Origin of the sequence: Vibrio sp. Vb339, from assembly GCF_902751245.1 — a bacterium.
Taxonomy (GTDB): Bacteria; Pseudomonadota; Gammaproteobacteria; order Enterobacterales; family Vibrionaceae; genus Vibrio; species Vibrio coralliirubri.
The window spans coordinates 296527-318435 of the sequence record NZ_CADDIS010000002.1 but is presented as its reverse complement, the minus strand read 5'-3'; the positions used below and the strand labels follow the sequence as shown (position 1 = coordinate 318435).

Below are 21909 nucleotides of genomic sequence, written 5' to 3'. Positions count from 1 at the left end.
AACAATATGAAACAGCCTTTAAAAGCTTTAGCAATAGCTCTTGGATTGACCTTGGGCGCCAACTGTCACGCAATTGAACTTAAGCCGGTCGATACCGACTTTACATTACAAATACTGGGTTCAGGTGGTCCTATCTCGGATGACCTACGTGCATCATCAGGTGAAATCGTATGGTGGAAAGGCAAATCACGAATCATGATTGATGCCGGTGGCGGTGTTTACCTACGTTTCGGTCAAGCGGGTGCAAAACTTGAAGACCTAGATTTCATGGGTATCACTCACTTCCATACCGATCACGTCAATGACATGCCCGCTCTTCTTAAAGGTGGCTACTTCTTTGAACGTGAAAAGGCGTTGGAGATTTCAGGTCCAGCCGCAGGTTCAGCGTTCCCTAGCCTCAACGGTTACTTCGCAGCGAACTTTGACCCAGACCATGGCGCATACGCTTACCTTGCTGGCTTATACGATGGAACCGATGGTCTATTCCCAGTCAATCTTACCGATGTTGACTATCAATCCACAGTGCCAACCGTTGTTTATGAAAAAGATGGTTTGAAAATCACGGCTCTGGGTATTCCTCATGGTGATGTGCCTTGTCTCGCTTACCGAATTGAAAGTGAAGAAGGCGTGATGGTAATTTCAGCTGACCAGAACGGTAGCAACCCTGCGTTCTTAGACTTCGCTCGTGGCGCCGACATCATGATGATGCCAATGGCGATTCATGAACAAGCCGATGGTGTCTCTACATTCATGCACGCTAAGCCTTCTGTAATTGGTGAAATTGCGAAAGAGATCAATCCAAAAATGTTGGTACTTAACCACTGGATGGGTCTAGGCCTTAAGCGCAAATCTGAATCAATCAAAATTGTACGCGAATACTACGACGGACCAATCATGTCTGGTCGTGATTTAGCGAGCTTCCCTATGTCTGCTGTAAAGGAGAAATAATATGAACAACAAAATCGCCCTATCAATCGCGATCACGTCCGTGATTAGCCTTAACTCTGCAATGGCGTTTGCTGATGCACCTGCTGAAGCGCCTGTTGAAGCTAAACAATCTTCAGGGCACGGTGGTAAATGTGCTGCGGGTAAATGTGGTACAGAAAAACGCTTCGAAAAGGCGGAACTGACCACCAACCCTCAAGACCGCTTAGTGCGTGCTCGCGACGGGAAATGTGGCTTAACGGCTGAAGGTATCTCGCCAAGCAAAGAGCGCATCCTAACGGCGAATAGCAAGGTGACAGGTGGAGTATGTGGCCAGTAGAAACGCATAAAACTAAAGCTTTAAAAACCAAAGCTCTAGCATCAAGTGACCAAGCCCCTAAAAGCAGCGAGTTAAATCATAAAGTGCGAACCATTCAGAATACAGACAAAGGCATTGGGCTACGCAGTGAGCATATTGAACTGCTCGCTCGTTCCCCAAAGCACCCTGATATTGATTTTCTGGAACTGGCTCCCGAGAACTGGATGAGCTTAGGTGGTCTTAAGCGCGAACAACTACAGGATATAGCGAAGCAATACCCTTTGATCGCACACGGTTTAAGCTTATCCATTGGAGATTGTCAGCCGCTTAACACGCAGTTTGTACGTCAGGTTGGTCAATTTCTCGATGAACTGAATATTCAGGTATACAGCGAGCATTTGAGCTTCTCTCGAGACAGCCAAGGGTATCTGTATGAACTGTTACCCGTGCCACGTCACGCAGAAAACATCGGCTATTTAGCGGACAGAATCAAGCAAGTCCAAGACATCATTCAACGTCCTTTGGTAATGGAGAACATATCTTATTACCACAACTACGGAGATGAGATGCCTGAGGGTGAGTTTATCGCTGAAATAGCAAAGCGTAGTGGCTGTGAGTTGTTGGTCGACATCAACAATCTCTACGTGAACAGTCAGAACCACCACTTTGATGCGGCTGAAATGCTTAAAGCTTTGCCGAGCGATGCTATTCGCTATTACCACATTGCTGGACATTTAGTTGAAAGTGATGGCTCAGGTGGAGGCAACAAATCGCTGATTGATACCCACGGAATGCCGGTACAGCAAGCGGTTATTGACTTGGCGCGCTACACCTTCTCTATTCATGGCAGTAAACCGTTATTGCTAGAAAGAGACAACAACGTACCGCCTTTGGTCGTGCTGACTGAGGAGTTGCGAACGATGCACAGTCAGGTTCTAGATGCTGGTATTGCTCATCGTCCAATGAATCAGGAGTTGGTTTATGCATAACCCTCCTAGCATGATGATCACTCAAACACACGCACTAACCGCACTGATACGTTCGCCACTTGAAGACAACGCAGTGTGTCGATACAGCGAGTTCATTAGAGATAACGTATTTGGTGTATTGAACAACACATTCCCGCTGTTTTGCCAGCAAGTCGACCAAGACCAACTACTGATATTGGTTGATGAGTTTGTTGTCGTGCATTACGCCTCAGAGCCAGAGTTTCATCATATAGCCACTGAGTTTGTTAGCTTTATCCAGCGTCGCACTCAACCAATGGGTATGTCTAATCTGAGTGATTTGTCTACTTTGAGTGCGAGTCATGATCTTACAGCCGACCAGCTTGCGGTGTTGGAGTACGAATGGTGTGCCTTTTGCGTTGAAATTGACGCTTCAAAGCAAGTATTGCCGATGTCATGGACGGGTGATCTTCGTGTTGATGAACAACAGCTTCAATTGGGTTTGTTAGTCAACAGTACGATGAAGCTCGTACAGGTACCTTTCCTTGTTCATGGTGAGTCACTGACGTTTCTAACACAAAGGCGACACCCCATTTATTACGCGATTTATCGCGACCGTGACCAACGCGTCAACACGATAAAACTAAGAGAAATTGATGTTGCGATTATTCAAATAATTCAACAACAACCAAATCGTTCTTTAGCCGATATAAAACAAATAATTGCTCAACAATTGGCGAGATTCGAGTTTATTAATTGGGTCGAACATTTCAGTGAAGTTGAACTGATTGGCGTTCACTCTTTAGGAGAAAAATTATGATTAAGTCAGCCCTCAGCTGGTACGACGCTATTGTCGAAAAATGCAAACAATACGATTACTTAGTACTGCTTTCAGTACGTCTTTATTTGATTCCGGTGATTTACGTCGGTGCACGCTCTAAAGTGCTGGGTTTCTCGGGAACAGTGGCATGGTTTGGTGCTTCAGCAGCCGACGGTGGTCTTAACCTTCCCTTCCCTGAGCTACTGGCATTCCTAGCGGCAGCGACCGAAGTATTAGGTTGTATCTGTATCGCGTTAGGTCTGTTTACTCGCTTTATCTCGATTCCAATGATTTTCATGATGAGCGTAGCGAGTGCAATGGTTCACTGGAAACACGGTTGGGATGCGATTGCGACTGGTGGTATGGAAGCAACCGTTCGACTTAACGGCTTCATCGAATGGCTCGCGGTTAACTTCCCAGGTCGTTACAACTACATCACAGAACTTGGCGACCCGGTAATGCTGAACAACGGTATGGAGTTCGCAGGAACCTACTTCGTGATGTTGTTAGTACTGCTTGTTTACGGTGGTGGTCGTTACGTGAGTGCAGATTACTGGCTACGTAAACAGTTCTCTAAAAAACAAAGCACTTCGTTGGTAATAGATTCTTTTCACACAGCTACATGTAAAACCCTTAATTAGTTCTCTCTAATTATCATCTTATTTTCCATTATCTTACCCGTCACACTCGTGGCGGGAAGGAGTTTTTATGCTTACAGATGTCGTTGATCTGTCGCGGTTTCAATTCGCAAGTACCGCTCTTTATCACTTTATATTCGTCCCCCTAACTATAGGCCTCTCCTTCTTACTCGCAGTGATGGAATCGCTGTATGTCATGACCAACAAAACCATCTACAAGGACATGACCAAGTTCTGGGGTAAGTTGTTTGGTATTAACTTTGCTGTCGGTGTTGCTACCGGCTTAACCATGGAATTCCAGTTCGGTACTAACTGGGCTTATTACTCGCATTACGTAGGCGATATCTTTGGCGCTCCGCTCGCCATTGAAGCCTTGATTGCGTTTTTCTTGGAATCAACCTTAGTCGGTATGTTCTTCTTCGGTTGGGACAAGCTTTCTAAGCGTCAGCACTTATCGGTAACGTGGTTGACGGCGTTGGGTTCGAACTTCTCTGGTCTGTGGATTCTGATGGCCAATGGCTGGATGCAAAACCCAGTGGGCGCAGAGTTTAACTTCGAAACCATGCGTATGGAGATGACAGACTTCGTCGAAGTGATCTTCAACCCAGTGACTCAAGTGAAGTTCGTACATACCGTTGCGGCAGGTTACACAACCGGCGCGCTATTTATTATGGGTATCAGTGCTTACTACATGCTTAAAGGGCGTGATTTACCGTTCGCTCGTCGTTCATTTGCAGTGGCAAGTGCTTTTGGTATGGCTGCGATTGTTTCGACAGTGATGCTAGGCGATGAATCTGGTTATGAATTGGGTGATGTTCAACAGGTGAAGCTGGCGGCTATCGAAGCTGAATGGCACACAGAAGAAGCCCCTGCCTCATTCACACTGTTCGGCTTCCCGAATCAAGAAACCATGGAAACGGACTACGCGATTAAGATCCCTTACGTGATGGGTATTATCGCTACGCGTTCATTGGATACGCCAGTTATCGGCATTCATGATCTATTGGCAAAGAACGAAGAACGTGTTCGCAGCGGTATCTTAGCTTATGGACTATTAGAAAAGCTGCGTTCTGGTGATAAATCACAACAAAATATCGATGATTTTGAATCGGTTAAACATGACTTAGGTTATGGATTGCTGGTTAAGAAATACAGCGATAACGTGGTGGATGCTACAGAACAACAGATCAAACAAGCAGCCAAAGACACAATCCCAACGGTTGCCCCTCTGTTCTGGAGCTTCCGCATCATGGTGGTGTGTGGCGTCTTGATGTTTGCCATCATTGGTCTTTCATTCGTACAAATTTGTCGCCGTAAGATTGGTACCAATCGTTGGTTACTGAAAGCAACAATATGTGCGATTCCACTTCCTTGGATTGCTTGTGAAGCCGGTTGGTTTGTTGCGGAATATGGTCGTCAGCCTTGGGCTATTGGTGAAATTCTGCCAGTAAACATGGCGGCTTCTAATCTACCCGCTTCAAGTCTATGGATCTCTATCGGCCTAGTTTACTTGTTCTACACCGCATTCCTAATTGTAGAAATGTTCCTGATGGTTAAGTTTGCAAAAATGGGCCCGAGCGCACTGAAGACGGGTCGCTATCATCATGAGCAATCAAACCAAGATCTAGCCCTTACAGGTGAGCAAAGCGCACCGCGTCAGCTAGATAAAACTATCGACCTTCATTAAGGAATTCAGATGTTTGATTACGAAAATCTTCGCCTGTTTACATGGGCAGTTATTGGCGTGTTGTTGATCGGTTTTATCATTACCGATGGTTTCGACATGGGCGTTGCGGCGTTGCTCCCTGTTCTAGGGAAGTCGGAAGTTGATCGACGAATCATGATTAACTCGATTGCCCCTCACTGGGATGGCAACCAAGTATGGTTGGTTACCGCAGGTGGCGCTATCTTTGCGATATGGCCTGCAATCTACGCGGCTGCGTTCTCCGGGTTCTATTTAGCCATGATTATCGTGTTGGCGACCTTGTGGTTAAGACCGCTCGGTATGGATTACCGCGCTAAAATCGACAACCCACAATGGAAGAAAGCGTGTGATATTGCACTTATCGTCAGTGGTTTCATTCCTCCGGTTATCTTTGGTGTTGGTTTCGGTAACTTGATGATTGGCGTTCCGTTTGAATTTAACGAATTGCTAATGATGTCATACCAAGGTGGTTTCTGGGATCTACTCACGCCCTTCCCACTACTATGTGGCTTGGTAAGCTTGGCGATGGTTGTCACGCAAGGCGCGGCATTCCTACAGATGAAAACGACGGGTGATTTAAAACAACGTGCGCAGAAAGTGATCGTATGTATGGCGCTTGTCACTGTCGGACTGTTTATTGTTGGTGGGATATACGCGTATACACTTCCGGGTTATCTGATTACTAGCCCAGTTGTGACCGATGGTGTTTCAAACCCATTACTAAAACATGTCATGAAGTTTGATGACTTACTGCTACATAACTACGAAAACTATCCGGTACTTTGGGGAATTCCTGCGCTGGGCATCATCGGAATGCTGAGTTGTGCAGTGATGACTCGACTTAACCGCGCTGGTTTGGCCTTCGCTTCGTCGAGCTTATCGATAGCAAGCATCATAACGACAGCGGGCGTTGCCCTATTCCCAATGATCATGCCATCTAGCTTGATGCCGTCGCACAGCTTAACGCTGTGGGACGGAACATCGAGTGAGTTAACACTGTGCATTATCTCGGTTGTCGCAGTTATCGTGGTGCCAATTATTTTGGGTTACACAATCTGGTGTTACTACAAAATGTTCGGTCGACTAGACAGCCAATACATTCACGATAACAGCTCGTCACTGTATTAATTAAAGATGAAATAGGAGGATAACCTATGTGGTATTTATGTTGGGTACTGGGCGTCTTACTCGCCTGCGCGTTTGGAATCATTAATGCGCTGTGGTTAGAACACACCGACTTTCTCGATGAACAAAACGAATAAAGCTGATCGGTAAAGTTACTAACAACTGTCAACTCGATAGTAAGCTAACTACTTAAAATAACTGAAAGTCCTCACTTAATACGATGCCTGCGATTTCAAAGATTGCCGACATGAGTGTTAATGAGGGCTTTTTCTTTTTGTATCTAATCTCATGTGCTTAACCTCATCTTATCCAGCAAACTAGACTCTTCAAATTACTAAGTTAATTGTCAAGTTGGTGCATATCATCGATTAAGTTGCTTTCCCACCAACCGACCTTGCTTTAACAACCCTATAGGCTATTAGTTACATATCCATCATTTAAATGTATCTAATAACTATTAAGCATAGATGGACATGAAACGTCATCGGCTAAAGGGAGTTAACCATGAACAATCCATCAGAACCTCAGCATCGTTTGCTGTCTCTTTCTATTCGCAGTAAGTTTATTTTAATCAACCTCACCCTGTTTATTTCTGTTTTTATCTATGCCATCTACGAGCAGTTCAGCTTAGACAAATTGGAATCATTGGAGATCGCTGCAACCGAAAACCTCAGAAGCTCAGTCGATTTATTAACGCTTAGGCGACATGAGAAAGACTTCTTGTCTCGCCACGATCAAAAATATGCAGAGCGTTTCGATAAAACCGCCGATACATTGAATCAAAGATTGGTGACGTTGAACCAAACCCTAACCTCGCACGAGCTTCACCTGACCGATCAAATGACCAAGATCTCCGATACCCTTCATCAATATCAGAAACAGTTCCACCAGATCGTTAATCAAGTGAACGACATCGAACGCACAACCCCACCTTTGGGCTTTGTCGCAGCTCTCGATGGAAAAAGAACAACGCTGAAATCAGCAATCGAATCAGAATCAAGTTTGGCACTGGAACTTGCGTTGTTAGAGCTGATCGAAAAAGACTTCCATTACCTCGCACATATTAATAGCCAAACGAACGCAGCGTTAACCAATGCGCTTGTTGAGTTTGAACCCTACTCCCAAACTTCGATTGCGACTGAACAAGCCTATTCCGAATATAAGGCTGCGGTTGAAACTCTGTTGGTTGCTAACAGTAATCTAGGTTTGTCTGCAGAGTTGGGGCTTAGAGGCGCGTTACGTAGCAATGTTCATCAAACGGAACAAGCTATTGAAGAAGTGCAGAATGAGATAAGCCAAGCGATTAAAGCGGCAGTTAGAAACACACAAAACATGTTACATCTGTTTGGTGCAGCTATCGTCGCTCTACTTTCTCTGTTATTGGTGTTCATCGGTCGCAACATCCTGGGTCGTATCAAAGCGATAAACGTGATGATGGAGTCTATTGCAAATGGAGATGGAGACTTAACCGTCAGAATGAACACCAAAGGTAACGACGAGCTCGCTCAACTTGCCCACTCGTTCGATACCTTCATCGATAAACTGCACGGTAACATCAAAGAGCTATCCGGCGTGATGACGGTGCTGACAGACAGTTCATGCAGCTCTGAAGAAGCGGCAGTTAAAAGCATGAGCAATGCAGAGAAACAAAAGCAGCAATCTGAATCGGTAGCGACGGCAGTTAACGAGTTAGTGATGACCAGTAATGAGGTGACGGCGAACATCGAAAATGCCGCAACCAATGCCGAGAAGATCAAAGAAAATGCCCATCAAGCGCTACAAAAAACACAATCAACCAACGACAGTATTAATGTCTTGGTAGAAAACATCGCAGAGTCTCAGGATCTCATCGTTCAGCTCGAAGAACAGAGCCGTGAAATCAATCAGGTGGTGACGACCATTCAAGGTATTGCTGAGCAAACTAACCTATTGGCACTTAATGCTGCGATTGAAGCAGCGCGTGCTGGCGAGCATGGACGAGGTTTCGCTGTGGTTGCGTCCGAAGTGAGAGAGCTTTCCCTAATGACCAACGATTCAACCCATCAAATAGAATCCACGATTCATGGTTTAACCACTGGGATAGACAAAACCGTTGCTAAGATGACAGCGAGCTTAGAACAAACTGAACTGGTGAAAAGCCAAACCAAAGACGTGGTGAATGCGATAGAAGGAATACACTTCCAAGTTGGCGAGATGTTCGACTTAAACAGTCAGATCTCAACAGCGTCCGAAGAGCAATCGATGGTTTCGGTTGAGATTGACCGAAACATTACGGATATCGCTCACCTTGCCAGTGATACCTATACCGTGGTTTCTGGATCAGTACGTTGCAGTGAACAAGTCTCGAGTGTGAGTGTGAAGCTAGAGAAGATTGTCGCGCAGTTTAAGTACTAGTGATTAGTGATTAACGCAAGCTAGTTGATTTATGCGGTATGGAAAAACAAAAGGCCTCTATCTGATTGCTAAGATAGAGGCCTTTCTAATTTTGAATACGTACTAACGTGTTATTACGTATTAGCTCTTGCTACACGGTATTAGCCGCGTGCTTTCAAGAACTCAGCGTAAGTACCGCGGAAATCGTTGATCTTGCCATCTTTGATTTCAAGGATACGAGTTGCAAGCGAGTCTACGAATACACGGTCGTGAGATACGAAGAACAATGTGCCTTTGTAGTTCTCAAGAGCCAAGTTAAGCGCTTCGATAGATTCCATATCCATGTGGTTTGTTGGCTCATCCATTAGAAGGATGTTTGGTTTATGCATCATGATCTTACCAAGAAGCATACGACCTTGCTCACCACCAGAGATAACCTTTACAGATTTCTTAATGTCGTCTTGACCAAATAGCATACGACCTAGGAAGCCACGAACAACTTGCTCGTCTTCGCCTTCTTGGCGCCATTGGCTCATCCAATCAAACAGGTTCATGTCTTGTTCGAAGTCATGTGCGTGATCTTGAGCGTAGTAACCGATGTTTGAGTTTTCAGACCACTTGTACTCACCAGTACGAGGCTCAAGAGCGCCCGCTAGTGTGTTAAGCAGTGTTGTTTTACCCACACCGTTTTCACCGATGATAGCAACACGCTCACCTACTTCGAAAATACCGTCGAACTTGTTGTATAGGTCTTCTTCAAAACCTTGAGATAGGTTTTCAACCACAAGTGCGTTACGGAATAGCTCTTTAGACTGTTCGAAGCGGATGAATGGGTTTTGACGGCTAGACGCTTTAACTTCGTCTAGTTGGATCTTGTCGATCTGCTTAGCACGAGACGTTGCTTGCTTCGCTTTAGATGCGTTGGCAGAGAAACGAGATACGAACGTTTGAAGTTCAGCAATTTGTGCTTTCTTCTTAGCGTTGTCAGACAGTAGACGTTCACGAGCTTGAGTCGCAGCCGTCATGTACTCATCGTAGTTACCTGGGAATAGACGAAGTTCGCCGTAATCAAGGTCAGCCATGTGTGTACAAACAGAGTTTAGGAAGTGACGGTCGTGCGAAATGATGATCATTGTGCAGTTACGTTGGTTTAGCGTATCTTCCAACCACTTGATGGTGTCCATGTCCAGGTTGTTCGTTGGTTCGTCAAGAAGCATGATATGCGGGTCTGCAAACAGTACTTGAGACAATAGAACACGAAGTTTCCAACCCGGTGCTACTTCGCTCATCAGACCGAAGTGCATTGATTCTTCAATACCTACCGCTAGAAGAAGCTCACCCGCTTTAGCTTCTGCCATGTAACCGTCCATTTCAGCGAACTGAACTTCAAGGTCAGCCACTTTCATGCCGTCTTCTTCGCTCATTTCTGGCAAAGAGTAAATGCGGTCACGCTCTTGCTTAATAGCCCAAAGCTCTTTGTGACCCATGATAACCGTGTCGATTACTGTGAATTCTTCGTAAGCAAATTGGTCTTGGTTTAGCTTAGCAACGCGCTCGTTTGGATCGTAGCTTACGTTACCAGCACTTGGCTCAAGTTCACCCGATAGGATCTTCATGAACGTCGATTTACCACAGCCATTCGCGCCGATTAAACCGTAGCGGTTGCCTTCGCCGAACTTAACTGAAATATTTTCGAAAAGTGGCTTAGCGCCGAATTGTTGGGTGATATTTGCTGTGGAGATCAATGCCATTACCTTTTTAATGTGAAAAACGCCGCAACGTTACTTGTTCAGGGCTTTAACTGCAAGTATTGATTGCAATTACTGGCCATTAAGTGAGTGATAACCTAGTCAAATCATAGTTTGAGCTGACTCACATTTTTGATTTTCTATTTATCGCCGTAAAACCGTCGATTTTAAGGAAAAACAAAATATCGAACAGCGCCTCATAATAGGCGGTATATAACGCCCCAAATCATGCCAACCATTGAATATATCGTATGCTGATTGGTCACAGTAAAAAACAACCCGATCAACGCAACAGCAGACATAACAAAGATGCTCAAATACTAGCTTAATCCCTGACAATTTCATGACAAAATCGCTCGAAACAGGAATAAAGTACTCGCCCCCGACACGGGGTTGGATTTCACAAAGTCAGATTATCTAACTATAGTAATCCTAACCTCATAATTCTAAGAGACTTTTATGCGTTCACTATCGCGCTTCTTAATCCTCACTTTGGCCATTCTCTCTTGGCCTAGTCATGCCAACTTGGAATATGACTTACAATCTCAGCCGCAGGTATCCGATTCCGCTGTTGATCTCGATGACCGAATTGATTCGTTACCTGATCCCCTCTTTATGGAGCCTTCGGACAGACGCCAAGTCAATATATTGCTTGCTGAAGTGCTACAAGTTCAAAAGCAGGAAATCAAAACCTTCGAGCAACAGATAAAAGCCTACAGAGTGAACAACGACGCCGAACAATGGTTTGCCGTTCAAACCAGTTACGTCACTTTGAATAGCTTGAATGTGAGCAAGCAACACCTGTTAGAGCAGACGAACTCCGCTAATAAAGAGCGTCTAACGGGTTTTGGCCCTTACGGCGTAACTCAATTTAAACAAGAGTGGGAATTAACCAAGCTCAACATTGAGTATCTTGTTTACTTCCAGATTCGTAGCTTTAAAGCGCTCGTTAAAGACATCTTTATTTCGCCAGTGCCTGTGATTGGTGCATCGTTAAAAGTGTTGTTTATCTATTTTGGTTTAGCGTGGTGGCTTGCCAACAGCACTCGTTTGATCGAATTGTTCAGAATTAATTTTCTTGAAGCGAAAACGAACCCTCCATTCTTAGTACGTGTGATCTGGTACATCAGCCGCGCTGATCGTGCGATTGCTTGGTTAATCGCGATTACGCTTTCTCTAAGAGTGCTCTCCAGCATCCCTAGCCTACAACACCTGATTTTCCTTGAGATCTTCACCTGGTGGATTCTAGGTGGTTCGATTGCCATCAGCTTTATTTTGGAATTTGCGTATCGTTTAGGTCGTACATCCAATCAAGAAGTGATTGCGCTGCGCCTATCGACTATTCGCCGTTATGTATGGAGCTTCATTGTTGCGGGTGTAACCCTGCAAATCTCGAGCATCACGCTAGGCAAAGGCACTATCTATAGCTGGATCTACAGCGCCCTGTTTTTCTGGTTTGTACTGGTTACCATTTCAGTGCTTAGATTATGGCGCGCGAAAGTCTTCGATACGTTGCAGCACATCTCCGATCGTCCGGTATGGGTGAATTGGGCGGTAAACCGTAAGGAAACCTTCCTACTTAATATAGTAGCAACGGCAATTGGCATCGTATGGTTGAGCGTGTACAGTTTCCAACACCGCATCATGGCCTTGTTATCTAATTACACGCTGTTTAGCCAAGCTTTGGCGTATCTATTTAGAATCGAAGTGGCTAAGCAGTCTGACCTTGATAAAAACCAACAAAACTTGGTTCGAATCAAAGGCGATCAAACCTATGAGTACATCCTACCGGGTAATATCGACAGCACGCTGATTGATTACGCTGGTGATGAGGTTAAGCAACTGTCTCGCTACTTGATGTCAGACAGCCCTGCTATCTGTATTGTTTCAGGTGAACGTGGTGTGGGCGCAACAACGCTGCTTTATACCCTGCTGCACAAAGTCTCTAACGCTGAACCAGTCTACGTAAGTTGCCCTTACGCGGGTTATCAAGAGCTGTTAGCGCATCTAGCGGTGAGCATCGGCTTGGAAGAGAAAGCGACTGAGATTCAGATCTTGGCGCATCTTCGTAAAAGCAAGACCACGTACTTGATTGCGATCGACAATGCACAGCGATTGGTTAAGCCAATGGTTGGCGGCCTGTCTGATTTGATTCGTTTAACCAACCTACTGCGTCGTTCTAAAAAGAACCACCGTATCGTGATTTCGATTGCTAAGTCGAGCTGGCGATTTGTCGATCGAGCGCGTGGTGAGCGTCTGCTGTTTGATTTGGTGTGTTTCCTACCACGTTGGACAGAGAAACAAGTTGGTGAGCTTTTAAATAGCCGTATCAATACGGAGCTTGAGAAGCCGCTGTCGTTCGATGGTTTAGTGGTGCCTAAACAGTGGGACCAAGATGACATGAGTGAAGAAGATCGCGCACGCCAAGGCTTCTACCGAATCTTGTGGCATTACTCTGATGGTAACCCTACCGTTGCTCTGCGCTTCTTCCGACTCTCTTTGAATCGAAACAAAGATACCGATCAAGCCGTGGTGCGCTTGTTCCATGTTCCTGAAGCACAGGAGCTGGAAAACATGCCAAAACCTATGTTGGCTGTACTGCGCTCTATCGTGCAGTTGGAAATCGCTTCTCCGGAAGTATTGTCTGATTGTACGCAGCTAAGCACTGCAGAGATAACCGGCATTCTGCGTTACTTTGAAAGCCGTGGTTATATTGGTTGGCATGAAGAAAAGGCTCGAATTTCCGAGCACTGGTTCCGTCACATTACTAACGTTCTCGACCGTCAACATCTACTGGTGAAGTAAAATGAAGAAGTTATTTATCCTACTATTTGTTGGCTTGGCAAGTGCTGTCAGTTTCCCGACCTTTGCGACGGAAGAGTTAGCCAATGTAGAAAACATCTCAAAGATAGCTAGCCTAGTGCGATGGAGCGGCGTGTTCTTCTCCATGATCGTTATCGCTGCAATGTGGTTGCTGCTTAAGTTTATCAACTCAATGGTGACCAGTTTTGGTAGCCAATTCGTGCAATATCGAATGTTGCTACAAAAACTGCAGTCGTTTACTCAGTTCTTTATCTACGTGAGCACCGGTCTTATCGTGTTCATGATGAGCTTTAGAATCAACGACCAAATACTGGCTTTGATTGGTGGTACCCTCGCTGTGTCGGTCGGCTTTGCGCTTAAAGACTTGGCAGCTTCATTCATCGCGGGTATTACGGTAATGATTGATAGACCCTTTCAAGTTGGTGACCGCGTCACGTTCGAAGGAAACTACGGCGATATCATTACCATCGGTTTGCGTTCAGTGCGAATGAGAACCCTGAACGATGACATTATTACCATTCCGAACAACAAGTTCTTAAATGAAGTGACCACCAGTGGTAACTATGGCGCATTGGACATGCAGGTGGTGATTCCGTTTTACGTTGGTATGGATGAAGACATCACCCTAGCCCGCGACCTGATTCAAGAAGCGGCGTCTTCTAGTCGTTATATCCACTTGCCGAAACCTGTAACGGTTTTGGTTAAACAGACGATTACCGATAACTACCTAGCGATACAGCTAACCTGTAAGGCTTATGTTGTGGATACTGCGTATGAGAAGCTGTTTGAAACCGACATCACTTTGCGTGTGATGAAAGAGTTTAAGAAGCACAACATCAACCCACCGAAAATTTCAGTGGCGGCGCATTAGGCTTGATGCTTTAGACGTTTGTTTCTTATAGCAATTGACTTGCCATAAATAAGAACACCTCCGAACTTATCTCGAGTGCGGAGGTGTTTTTTTATGAGCTTTTTATCTTCAAGCTAATGTTCGTATTGATGCTATACCTTAAAGTATTTCAATTGCTCAGTAAGGTGTTCTGTAGTGTTCGCCATTTTCTGACTGTCTTCTGCGAGTGATTGTGAGGCCTGCAGTACCTCATTTGCAGCGAGATGAATCCCAGTGACACTTTCACTCATTTCAGTGGCTACCGTGCTTTGCTGCTCTGAGGCTGCGGCAATTTGCGCCACCATGTCATTGGCGTTATGCAGTTCATTCACAATCACATCGAGTTGCTGGCGAGTCTCGTTAGACGCGATAACGCTGTGATCAACATTCTCGTTACTGCTTTGCATTGCCTTAAAGGTGCGTTCTGCTTGTTGAGTCAGTTTCTCAATCGTGGATTGCACTTCGTTAGTTGAATTCTGAGTGCGGCTAGCAAGGTTGCGGACTTCATCAGCAACCACTGCGAATCCTCTGCCTTGCTCTCCTGCACGCGCTGCTTCTATTGCTGCGTTGAGCGCTAACAAGTTCGTTTGTTCTGATACTTCACGAATGACACCAACGACTTGGCTTATTTCGGTGACGCCAGATTGCAGATCTCTGACTAAGTTGTTCGCGGTCGAAATGTTCTCTGAAACTTGAGATATAGTCTCAGACGTTACCTGCATGTTTTGGTCGTTTTGGTTTGCGTGGTCTACAACCTTATTGGTGCTAGCCGCGGTATTTTCGGCATTCACAGCGACATCAGAAATGGTCGCACTCATCTCTGTCATTGCAGTCGATAATAATTCAAGTTGTGCATGTTGTGAGTTAACACTGGTTGCTGCTTCTTCACTGGCTTGAGCAATGTGGCTCGCCATGTGGCTGGACAAATCCGCCGATTCATTGGCTGTACGAAGCGTGCTTTGCAGTTTGTCGAGCATGGTATCAATTTGTTGGCTCATATCGCCCAGTTCATCTTTGCGTGTCATATTCATGCGTACACGAAGATCGCCATCGGCAATTTTGTGAGTGTTGTCGATAAGCTTGTTAAGCGGCACTAGGATGTTATTTGAAATCGCGTAGCCCATCGCAAACAATAAGCCTGACAATACGACCGCGACCAACCCCTCTTTGAGCGCCAATGCATAGAACGCGTCTTGAATGTCCGCAACCAGGATGCCCGAGCCAACAATCCAATTCCATTCTGGGAACAGCTGTACGTAGGAGATCTTGTCTTTGAGTTCACCTTGAGGGCTCATCCATTGGTAATCAAGAAAGCCTTTCTCTTCTGGAGTACGAGAAATGGTGACCATCTCACGCCAGTGGTGTTTACCCGCACCATCTTTAAAATTACCCGCGTTCTTGCCATTGAGTTCAGGTTTTAATGGATGGATAACAACGTTGAGTTGCTGGTTTAAGATCCAGAAGTAATTTGTGGTGTCATAACGAAGGTTTTCGATGGCTTGAAGTGCTTGTTTCTTTGCGACCTCTTCACCGAGCACATTACGTTGACTGTAATAGTAGCTCGCTAAGCTGACCGCAGTTTCGACTTGAGCACTGAGCTTATCTTGACGCTCTTGCATCGAGCTAGCACGCTGCTGCATTAGGTTAAAAGTGGACGCCATTACCAATAGAACAACCGATAAAATGACGATGGAGACGAGTTTTGATTTGATAGATAAGTTACTTAATTTCATAGCTGACTGACTTTATTATTTGTTTTGATTATGGATTTTCGGCCAAGGTATCAAAATTTCGTACAGTTCAGATGATATGCATCAAGATCGAAAGATATACACTGTGTTACATAACCAAAAAGAGGTGCTCGTCAAACCGGCAAAGGTTGAGATTTGGTTTGCGATAGATTAGTAGTGCGGGATTTTCGTGCTTGGGCTAAAACGTTCGTGTAATAGCCCAAGCGCGTTAGAAGTATTATCAGATGATAATGTCGGTGAATAAGTTCTTAGAACTTATAGGTTTGATACTAGCAATTGAGGTGTCGCTTTCTGTTGAAGATAGATACTAAAGCAACTTCCCTTACCTACCTCCGATTCAACTCGGATCTCACCGCCAGTTTGGCTCAAGATACTCTGAGAAACGGATAAGCCTAAGCCTGTGCCGTCTCGCTTGGTGGTATAGAAAGGCGAGAAAATGCGTTTCAGTTGTTCTTCCTTAATACCGCAGCCTTCATCTTGAACATGAACGATAGCGCCATGAGACACGCCATTTTCAACCCAGTCTTCACTTGAGATGGTTAACGTGCCCTGACCGTCCATTGCATGAATCGCGTTCATTTGTAGGTTAACCAGAATCTGTAGCAATTGGTTTCGGTTCACTTCGACTGAGGTTTTAGCGTTCAGTTGTGATACGTACACAATGCCTTTCTTCTTCGCGCCTGTTTTTACAAGCGTAATACTTTCATCGACAATTGGATTGATATGTTGCCACGTAATTTCGTCTTGTACGCCGCCGTGACGGCTGTATTGGAGCAGGCTTCGTGTGATGTTTCGAATTCGATCAATCTGCTCCATGATCGCGTGGACTTCTTCGTCTACGCGGCTCACTTCATCGCCCAGTTCAAACTTCATCAGTTCAACGTTGCCAAGAATCACGGCGGTTGGGTTATTGATCTCATGAGCTATACCCGCTGTTAATTCACCTAATGCGGCCAGTTTTTCATTGACCACCAGCTTGTCTCTGGCTTGATTGAGAAGTTTGATGTGCAGTTCGAGTTCTTCGGTTTTCTCTTTCAAACTCGCGGTACGAGAATGCACTTTGCACTCAAGTTCAGATGCCGCTTGTTGAATCTCTTGATTGCGCTCGTGCAGTAGATCCAACATCTTGTCGAATTGTTTAGCGAGCAGTGTCAGTTCGTGTTGATCATCCAAACCTAGCGTACCAATTCGCTTGTCTTGCCCCATCTGTACTAGTTTGACGACCTTATGGATGCGTTCAATTGGGTTGAAAAGATCACGTGCGCCACGGTGAACGATCAAACCGGATGCCAACAGCAGCAACACAATGGTAATGCTGATTTCGCCAAGGTTGGTCAAGTAGGTTTCTATCAACGGCCAAATCAAATAACCGGTGTAGAGCATACCAATTACATTATTAAACTGGTCACGGATTGGTTGGTAAGCCGTGATGTACCAAGCATCGTAAACATACGCTCGATCTAGCCACTCTTTGCCTTCATTCAAGACTTTCGAGTGCACCTCGTGAGAGACACGTGTACCAATGGCGCGCCCCACACTGTCTTCACTGCTCAAAGGCACGTTGGTGCTAACACGAAGATCATCAAGGAAGACCGTGACCGTACCAATATGACGATTAAACCCTTCTCGTTGTGGATAGATAAGGCTACTGATCTGATCGACAAGTTGAGTGCTGTTATTCAGTAAGATCCCACCATCCAGAAAACCAATCACATGATCATGTTCATCTTTGATGGATACAACGGTTCGGCTTACCAATCCTCGAGTCTCGACCTCTTGCCCGTTGAGCATCGGAACTTCCGCTTTTTTAGCGAGGTCACGATCGAGATAATTGAGTTCGCTACGGCTTAAGACACTGAAAAACGAAGACTTGTGAGTTAAGTTTAGATACTCGAGTTTCTTCTCCATGCTCTCGACACTGCGCCAGCGCAGAAAATCGAGCTCATAGCGAGATTTGTTCTCAGACACCCAGCGCGTTAGCTCTTCGTGTGAAAGATCACTCGCAAGTTTGGTTCGAAAGTTATAAGACTCGGCAAACGCACGAACGTTGTATGCCTGCTGATTTTGGATCAGGTGAATACTGTTATCGGCAACATCCAAACGCTCATCAACATCAATCAGAGCGCCCTGCCACGTGTAATGTATTGACCAATACAGTGTGATAGCTACAAGTGCACACAAGGTAAGAATGATAGGAGCAGATGTAAGGAATAATAAGCGGTAGCGAACCATGGTTTTGAATCGGAACGCCCACTTTGACCACCAACGACGTCTAATCGGCATATTCAGAGCCTTCTGTGTTCCAATCTTTGTATTTACGTTCTAGCGTTTTACGTGCCACGCCAAGATCTCTCGCAGCTGCCGATTTATTGCCATCATGGAAACTAACAAGCTGTTCTATATGAGATTTTTCCACTTCTTTAAGTGTCCAAGTGTTTGGATAGCCCTCGGCAGCGTCTGTATTATTCAAGTTTGGCATTTCTGCACCATGTGACACCGTCACTGAAATGCTAGCGGGTACAGGATCGCCATTAATCTCGCGCCAATAGTGTGCTGGTGGCTTGTCTAAAAGAATGCATCGTTCGACTAAGTTTTTAAGCTCACGAATATTCCCCGGCCATTCGTATTCGTTCAACGCCAAGATATCTTCATGTGCCCAATTTGGAACTGGCATGCCAAGCTCGCTCGATAAAAGACGAGTAAAGTATGGAACAAGTTCAATCAGGTCTGACGGGCGCTCTCTCAATGGCACCACATCAATCTTAAGTACATTGAGTCGGTAGAACAGATCGCGGCGGAAGTGCCCTTTATCGACCTCTTCTTGAAGATTTCGGTTGGTCGCCGCCACCACTCGTACGTCAACGGAAATTTCCTTCTCGCTACCGACTGGACGAATGGTTCTTTGTTCTAACACGCGTAACAATGCAGCTTGCATTGGCAGTGGCATTTCACCAATTTCATCAAGGAACAAGGTGCCACCACTTGCGACCCGGAAAAGACCTTCACGGTTTTTCTTCGCACCAGTAAATGCGCCTGATGTATGTCCAAACAGTTCACTTTCTAGAAGCTCTGGAGCAATCGCACCACAGTTAATTGGCACAAATGGACCTGTGCGTTTACTGGCTTCATGTACACCTCGCGCAACCAACTCTTTACCTGTACCCGACTCACCTTCTATCAAAACGGAAGCTCGAGACGGTGCAAATTGACTGATCAGCAATTTAAGCTGTTTGGTCTTGTCTGAATTGCCGATCAATTCGGTCTTGATATGACGACTAACATCACGCTTCAACGCGTACTGCATTCTTTGGTCGAGTCGCTTATCCATACAACGCAGAACCGCTTGTATCATCTGTTCGAGGTTGAACGGCTTAAGAATAAAATCTGAAGCACCAAGCTTAAGCGCGGATATGGTCATCTCTAGATCGGCATAACCCGTCATGAAAATCACATCGGCGCGTTTGTCGTTGTCGTTAAACGCTTCTTCCCACTCAATGCCAGAGCGACCTGGTAGGTTGATATCAAGGACAATCAGATCAAAATGTTCGCTCGAACGCAGTGTTTCAGCCTCTTCAACCGACCCTGCGCTCGAGACCTTGCCAAAGAACTTACTCAGTGCTTTCTTTAAGATAGCCTGCATACCCAATTCATCATCGACGACCAAAACGGAAAACGCCTGATACTGAGTCAATGTGTTCGGGTTGAGATTGGATGCAGATGAACTAGGTAAATACATAATGATTAGCCGGTGAGGAAAGTTGGGACAGAGTGTACCAATTAACCTTTTCTCCAACAGGGACAATGTGCGACATTTTGTCCTAGCTCATGTTTTGATTCATTTTAACGGGGTAAAAGACTCAGTTTTGTCCGAAATAACAGCAATTTAATGAAATCTGATGCATTATTTGTTGGCATTAAGATTGCTTATAAGGTGTAGATTTCTAATTACAACAATTAGCGTCTTATGCTCATGCCCTCTTTGAGCCCTTTAAAACTGAAGGCATGTCATTCATTTATAACAGAATGGACATAATAATAATGAAAGCAATTCCCCTAACTATTGCAGCTCTATCGATCGTCAGTTACACGGCTAGCAGCGCGGAAGACACCACTCATATTAAGTTGGCGACAACCACAAGTACTTATCACTCTGGTCTACTGGACTACTTATTGCCTGAGTTTGAAAAGGATTCTGGTATCAAGGTTGATGTTCTTGCCGCTGGTACGGGTAAATCACTTCGCATGGGCGAAAATGGTGACGTTGATTTGGTGATGACTCACGCACCAAAGGCTGAAGCGAATTTCGTAGAAAAAGGTTACGGCGTTTTACCTCGTAAGCTGATGTACAACGACTTTGTCATCGTTGGCCCACAAAGCGACCCTGCAAAAATTGAATCTCAAAAAGCAGTGGCAGATGTGTTTAAAGCGATCGCGACTAATAACGTGACGTTTGTATCTCGCGGCGACGACTCTGGTACTCATAAGAAAGAGATGGGTATTTGGGCACAAACTAAAATCGAACCAAACTTTGGTGGCTACCGCAGTGTTGGTCAAGGCATGGGCCCCACTCTGAACATGGCGTCAGAGATGCAAGGCTACACCATGACAGACCGTGGTACTTGGTTGGCTTACCAAAACAAACTTGATCTAAAAATCCTTTTCCAAGGTGACAAGAATCTATTTAACCCTTACCAAGTGATTCTGGTTAATCCTGAGCGCTACCCAAGCATTAACTACCAAGCAGCGAAAGTATTTAGTGATTGGTTGGTTAACCCAAAAGGTCAGAAACTGATTAACGACTTTAAACTGCATGGAAAACAACTATTTGTTGCAAGCGCAGAATAGTTTGTTGTAAGTGAACTGTCGTTTTCTGTAAGTAAAAGTAGCGCTAAGGGTTCAACCCGAATCAATTAGCGCTACGCTTAACTAAACAGTTAACGAAGCACCTAAGCAATGTCGTTTTAAAAACTGTCTTGTTTTTACAACAGATCGCTATAAAGCTCTCGCTTTAATAACTTTCACGCTTAAAAACACATTCATGCTTAAGAACGTTAGCTGACCAATACACACTCAAATAGTTAGTGTCAGCTATGATTAACATCAGTCATTACCGATAAAACCTATTATCGATTTACACGAGATACTTCATGACCCTATGGCAAACAACGATTGATGCAATGAATCTACTTGTGAGTTTTGACCACGAATTGTGGAAAATCGTCGCGGTATCCTTCAGCGTATCTTTGTCCGCCATTTCATTGGTGATTGTTCCTGCAATCCTTATGGCTTTCTTATTGGCTTATACCGAGTTCCCCGGGAAATGGGCTTTGCTTTCAGTGATCAACACCCTGCAAGCGATCCCTACTGTGGTGATCGGTTTGTTGATGTACATGATGCTTTCTCGCTCTGGCCCGTTAGGTGATTGGCAATTGCTGTTCACCCAAAAGGCGATGATTCTAGGTCAGATGGTGATCTGTTTCCCTATCCTAGTTGCGATGATGCATGGCGCTCTGCAGGCCAGTGACCGCCGAGCCGTAGAAACAGCGCGCACACTTGGTGTATCAACAACACGCGTGGCGTGTACCTTAATTTGGGAAACACGTTTTCCTCTGTTGGCTGCAACCATTGCTGCCTTCTCTCGTATTGTGACAGAGGTAGGTTGTTCAATGATGGTCGGTGGCAACATTATGGGGATGACAAGAAACATCCCAACAGCTATCGCCATGGAAAGCCATAAAGGCGCATTTGCTCAAGGTGTCGCCCTCGGTATGGTGTTATTAGCATTGGCATTAGCCCTTAACTTTTTCCTTTCCAGTGTGAGAGGAAAAGGCTATTTAAGAACTTAGG

17 protein-coding genes are annotated in these 21909 nt (G+C 45.1%); 13 read left to right on the top strand and 4 right to left on the bottom strand.

All coding sequences use genetic code 11. The features are described from left to right. Positions 1-6 precede the first annotated feature (6 nt). The 9 genes from HRQ85_RS10305 (at position 7) to HRQ85_RS10265 (ending at position 8872) form a co-directional block, all read left to right on the top strand. Positions 7-948 carry an MBL fold metallo-hydrolase gene (locus tag HRQ85_RS10305; RefSeq protein ID WP_046225231.1) on the top strand — a complete coding sequence of 314 codons (942 nt, stop codon included), beginning with the start codon at positions 7-9 and terminating at the stop codon, positions 946-948. A 1-nt stretch (position 949) separates the two neighbouring features. Beyond that, positions 950-1264, top strand: a complete 315-nt coding sequence (locus tag HRQ85_RS10300) for a hypothetical protein (protein ID WP_172379550.1) — start codon at positions 950-952, stop codon at positions 1262-1264. 83 nt (positions 1265-1347) lie between these two features. After that, a complete protein-coding gene (locus HRQ85_RS10295) occupies positions 1348-2232 on the top strand; it encodes a DUF692 domain-containing protein (RefSeq protein WP_172380053.1) in 885 nt (294 codons plus the stop codon). Beyond that, a complete protein-coding gene (locus tag HRQ85_RS10290; protein WP_046225232.1) occupies positions 2225-3010 on the top strand; it encodes an HvfC family peptide modification chaperone in 786 nt (261 codons plus the stop codon). The genes HRQ85_RS10295 and HRQ85_RS10290 overlap by 8 nt, the downstream gene beginning before the upstream one ends. Further along, entirely contained in the window at positions 3007-3651 is a 645-nt protein-coding gene (locus HRQ85_RS10285) for an HvfX family Cu-binding RiPP maturation protein (protein ID WP_172379549.1), read from the top strand. Before HRQ85_RS10290 ends, HRQ85_RS10285 begins: the two co-directional genes overlap by 4 nt. A gap of 67 nt (positions 3652-3718) precedes the next feature. Then, positions 3719-5335, top strand: coding sequence for a cytochrome ubiquinol oxidase subunit I (locus HRQ85_RS10280; protein ID WP_052878434.1), 1617 nt, complete (start codon positions 3719-3721; stop codon positions 5333-5335). Positions 5336-5344: 9 nt separating this feature from the next. After that, positions 5345-6481: a cytochrome d ubiquinol oxidase subunit II gene (gene cydB / locus HRQ85_RS10275; RefSeq protein WP_172379548.1), complete on the top strand. Its 1137-nt coding sequence runs from the start codon at positions 5345-5347 to the stop codon at positions 6479-6481. Between the two features lie 26 nt (positions 6482-6507). Further along, positions 6508-6615 carry a cytochrome bd-I oxidase subunit CydX gene (gene cydX, locus HRQ85_RS10270; RefSeq protein WP_082151276.1) on the top strand — a complete coding sequence of 36 codons (108 nt, stop codon included), beginning with the start codon at positions 6508-6510 and terminating at the stop codon, positions 6613-6615. Positions 6616-6982: 367 nt separating this feature from the next. Continuing rightward, entirely contained in the window at positions 6983-8872 is a 1890-nt protein-coding gene (locus HRQ85_RS10265; protein ID WP_172379547.1) for a methyl-accepting chemotaxis protein, read from the top strand. A 140-nt stretch (positions 8873-9012) separates the two neighbouring features. Here the strand turns inward: HRQ85_RS10265 and HRQ85_RS10260 are convergent, their stop codons facing one another. Next, the gene (locus tag HRQ85_RS10260; RefSeq protein WP_050650342.1) at positions 9013-10596 is read right to left on the bottom strand and encodes an ABC-F family ATPase; all 1584 of its coding nucleotides are present in this window, start codon (positions 10594-10596) and stop codon (positions 9013-9015) included. Between the two features lie 462 nt (positions 10597-11058). Between HRQ85_RS10260 and HRQ85_RS10255 the strand changes: the two genes are divergently transcribed. Together HRQ85_RS10255 and HRQ85_RS10250 are read left to right on the top strand one after the other, a co-directional pair. Next, positions 11059-13404, top strand: a complete 2346-nt coding sequence (locus HRQ85_RS10255) for an ATP-binding protein (RefSeq protein WP_172379546.1) — start codon at positions 11059-11061, stop codon at positions 13402-13404. Between the two features lies 1 nt (position 13405). Next, positions 13406-14293, top strand: coding sequence for a mechanosensitive ion channel family protein (locus HRQ85_RS10250; RefSeq protein ID WP_048612067.1), 888 nt, complete (start codon positions 13406-13408; stop codon positions 14291-14293). Positions 14294-14424: 131 nt separating this feature from the next. Here HRQ85_RS10250 and HRQ85_RS10245 read toward each other — a convergent pair whose 3' ends face one another. The 3 genes from HRQ85_RS10245 to HRQ85_RS10235 all read right to left on the bottom strand — a co-directional run bounded on the left by HRQ85_RS10245 (position 14425) and on the right by HRQ85_RS10235 (position 19798). After that, positions 14425-16044 (bottom strand): methyl-accepting chemotaxis protein, encoded by a 1620-nt coding sequence (locus tag HRQ85_RS10245; RefSeq protein ID WP_172379545.1) that lies wholly within the window; start codon positions 16042-16044, stop codon positions 14425-14427. A gap of 273 nt (positions 16045-16317) precedes the next feature. After that, positions 16318-18345, bottom strand: coding sequence for a sensor histidine kinase (locus tag HRQ85_RS10240; RefSeq protein WP_061038997.1), 2028 nt, complete (start codon positions 18343-18345; stop codon positions 16318-16320). Continuing rightward, entirely contained in the window at positions 18335-19798 is a 1464-nt protein-coding gene (locus tag HRQ85_RS10235; protein WP_172379544.1) for a sigma-54-dependent transcriptional regulator, read from the bottom strand. The genes HRQ85_RS10240 and HRQ85_RS10235 overlap by 11 nt, the downstream gene beginning before the upstream one ends. A 302-nt stretch (positions 19799-20100) precedes the next feature. Between HRQ85_RS10235 and HRQ85_RS10230 the strand changes: the two genes are divergently transcribed. Continuing rightward, complete coding sequence (locus HRQ85_RS10230) at positions 20101-20907, top strand: substrate-binding domain-containing protein (protein WP_017059611.1); 807 nt, start codon at positions 20101-20103, stop codon at positions 20905-20907. Between the two features lie 302 nt (positions 20908-21209). Next, positions 21210-21908 (top strand): ABC transporter permease, encoded by a 699-nt coding sequence (locus HRQ85_RS10225; protein WP_017067174.1) that lies wholly within the window; start codon positions 21210-21212, stop codon positions 21906-21908. Position 21909: the final 1 nt, after the last annotated feature.

Excerpts from the sequence above, each read along its gene's own strand:
- HRQ85_RS10235 (WP_172379544.1), bottom strand. The coding sequence starts at position 19,798 with ATGTATTTACCTAGTTCATCTGCATCCAATCTCAACCCGAACACATTG.
- cydB (WP_172379548.1), top strand. The coding sequence starts at position 5,345 with ATGTTTGATTACGAAAATCTTCGCCTGTTTACATGGGCAGTTATTGGC.
- HRQ85_RS10290 (WP_046225232.1), top strand. The coding sequence starts at position 2,225 with ATGCATAACCCTCCTAGCATGATGATCACTCAAACACACGCACTAACC.
- HRQ85_RS10305 (WP_046225231.1), top strand. The coding sequence starts at position 7 with ATGAAACAGCCTTTAAAAGCTTTAGCAATAGCTCTTGGATTGACCTTG.
- cydX (WP_082151276.1), top strand. The coding sequence starts at position 6,508 with ATGTGGTATTTATGTTGGGTACTGGGCGTCTTACTCGCCTGCGCGTTT.
- HRQ85_RS10285 (WP_172379549.1), top strand. The coding sequence starts at position 3,007 with ATGATTAAGTCAGCCCTCAGCTGGTACGACGCTATTGTCGAAAAATGC.
- HRQ85_RS10225 (WP_017067174.1), top strand. The coding sequence starts at position 21,210 with ATGACCCTATGGCAAACAACGATTGATGCAATGAATCTACTTGTGAGT.
- HRQ85_RS10230 (WP_017059611.1), top strand. The coding sequence starts at position 20,101 with ATGAAAGCAATTCCCCTAACTATTGCAGCTCTATCGATCGTCAGTTAC.
- HRQ85_RS10265 (WP_172379547.1), top strand. The coding sequence starts at position 6,983 with ATGAACAATCCATCAGAACCTCAGCATCGTTTGCTGTCTCTTTCTATT.
- HRQ85_RS10280 (WP_052878434.1), top strand. The coding sequence starts at position 3,719 with ATGCTTACAGATGTCGTTGATCTGTCGCGGTTTCAATTCGCAAGTACC.
- HRQ85_RS10255 (WP_172379546.1), top strand. The coding sequence starts at position 11,059 with ATGCGTTCACTATCGCGCTTCTTAATCCTCACTTTGGCCATTCTCTCT.
- HRQ85_RS10240 (WP_061038997.1), bottom strand. The coding sequence starts at position 18,345 with ATGCCGATTAGACGTCGTTGGTGGTCAAAGTGGGCGTTCCGATTCAAA.
- HRQ85_RS10245 (WP_172379545.1), bottom strand. The coding sequence starts at position 16,044 with ATGAAATTAAGTAACTTATCTATCAAATCAAAACTCGTCTCCATCGTC.
- HRQ85_RS10250 (WP_048612067.1), top strand. The coding sequence starts at position 13,406 with ATGAAGAAGTTATTTATCCTACTATTTGTTGGCTTGGCAAGTGCTGTC.
- HRQ85_RS10300 (WP_172379550.1), top strand. The coding sequence starts at position 950 with ATGAACAACAAAATCGCCCTATCAATCGCGATCACGTCCGTGATTAGC.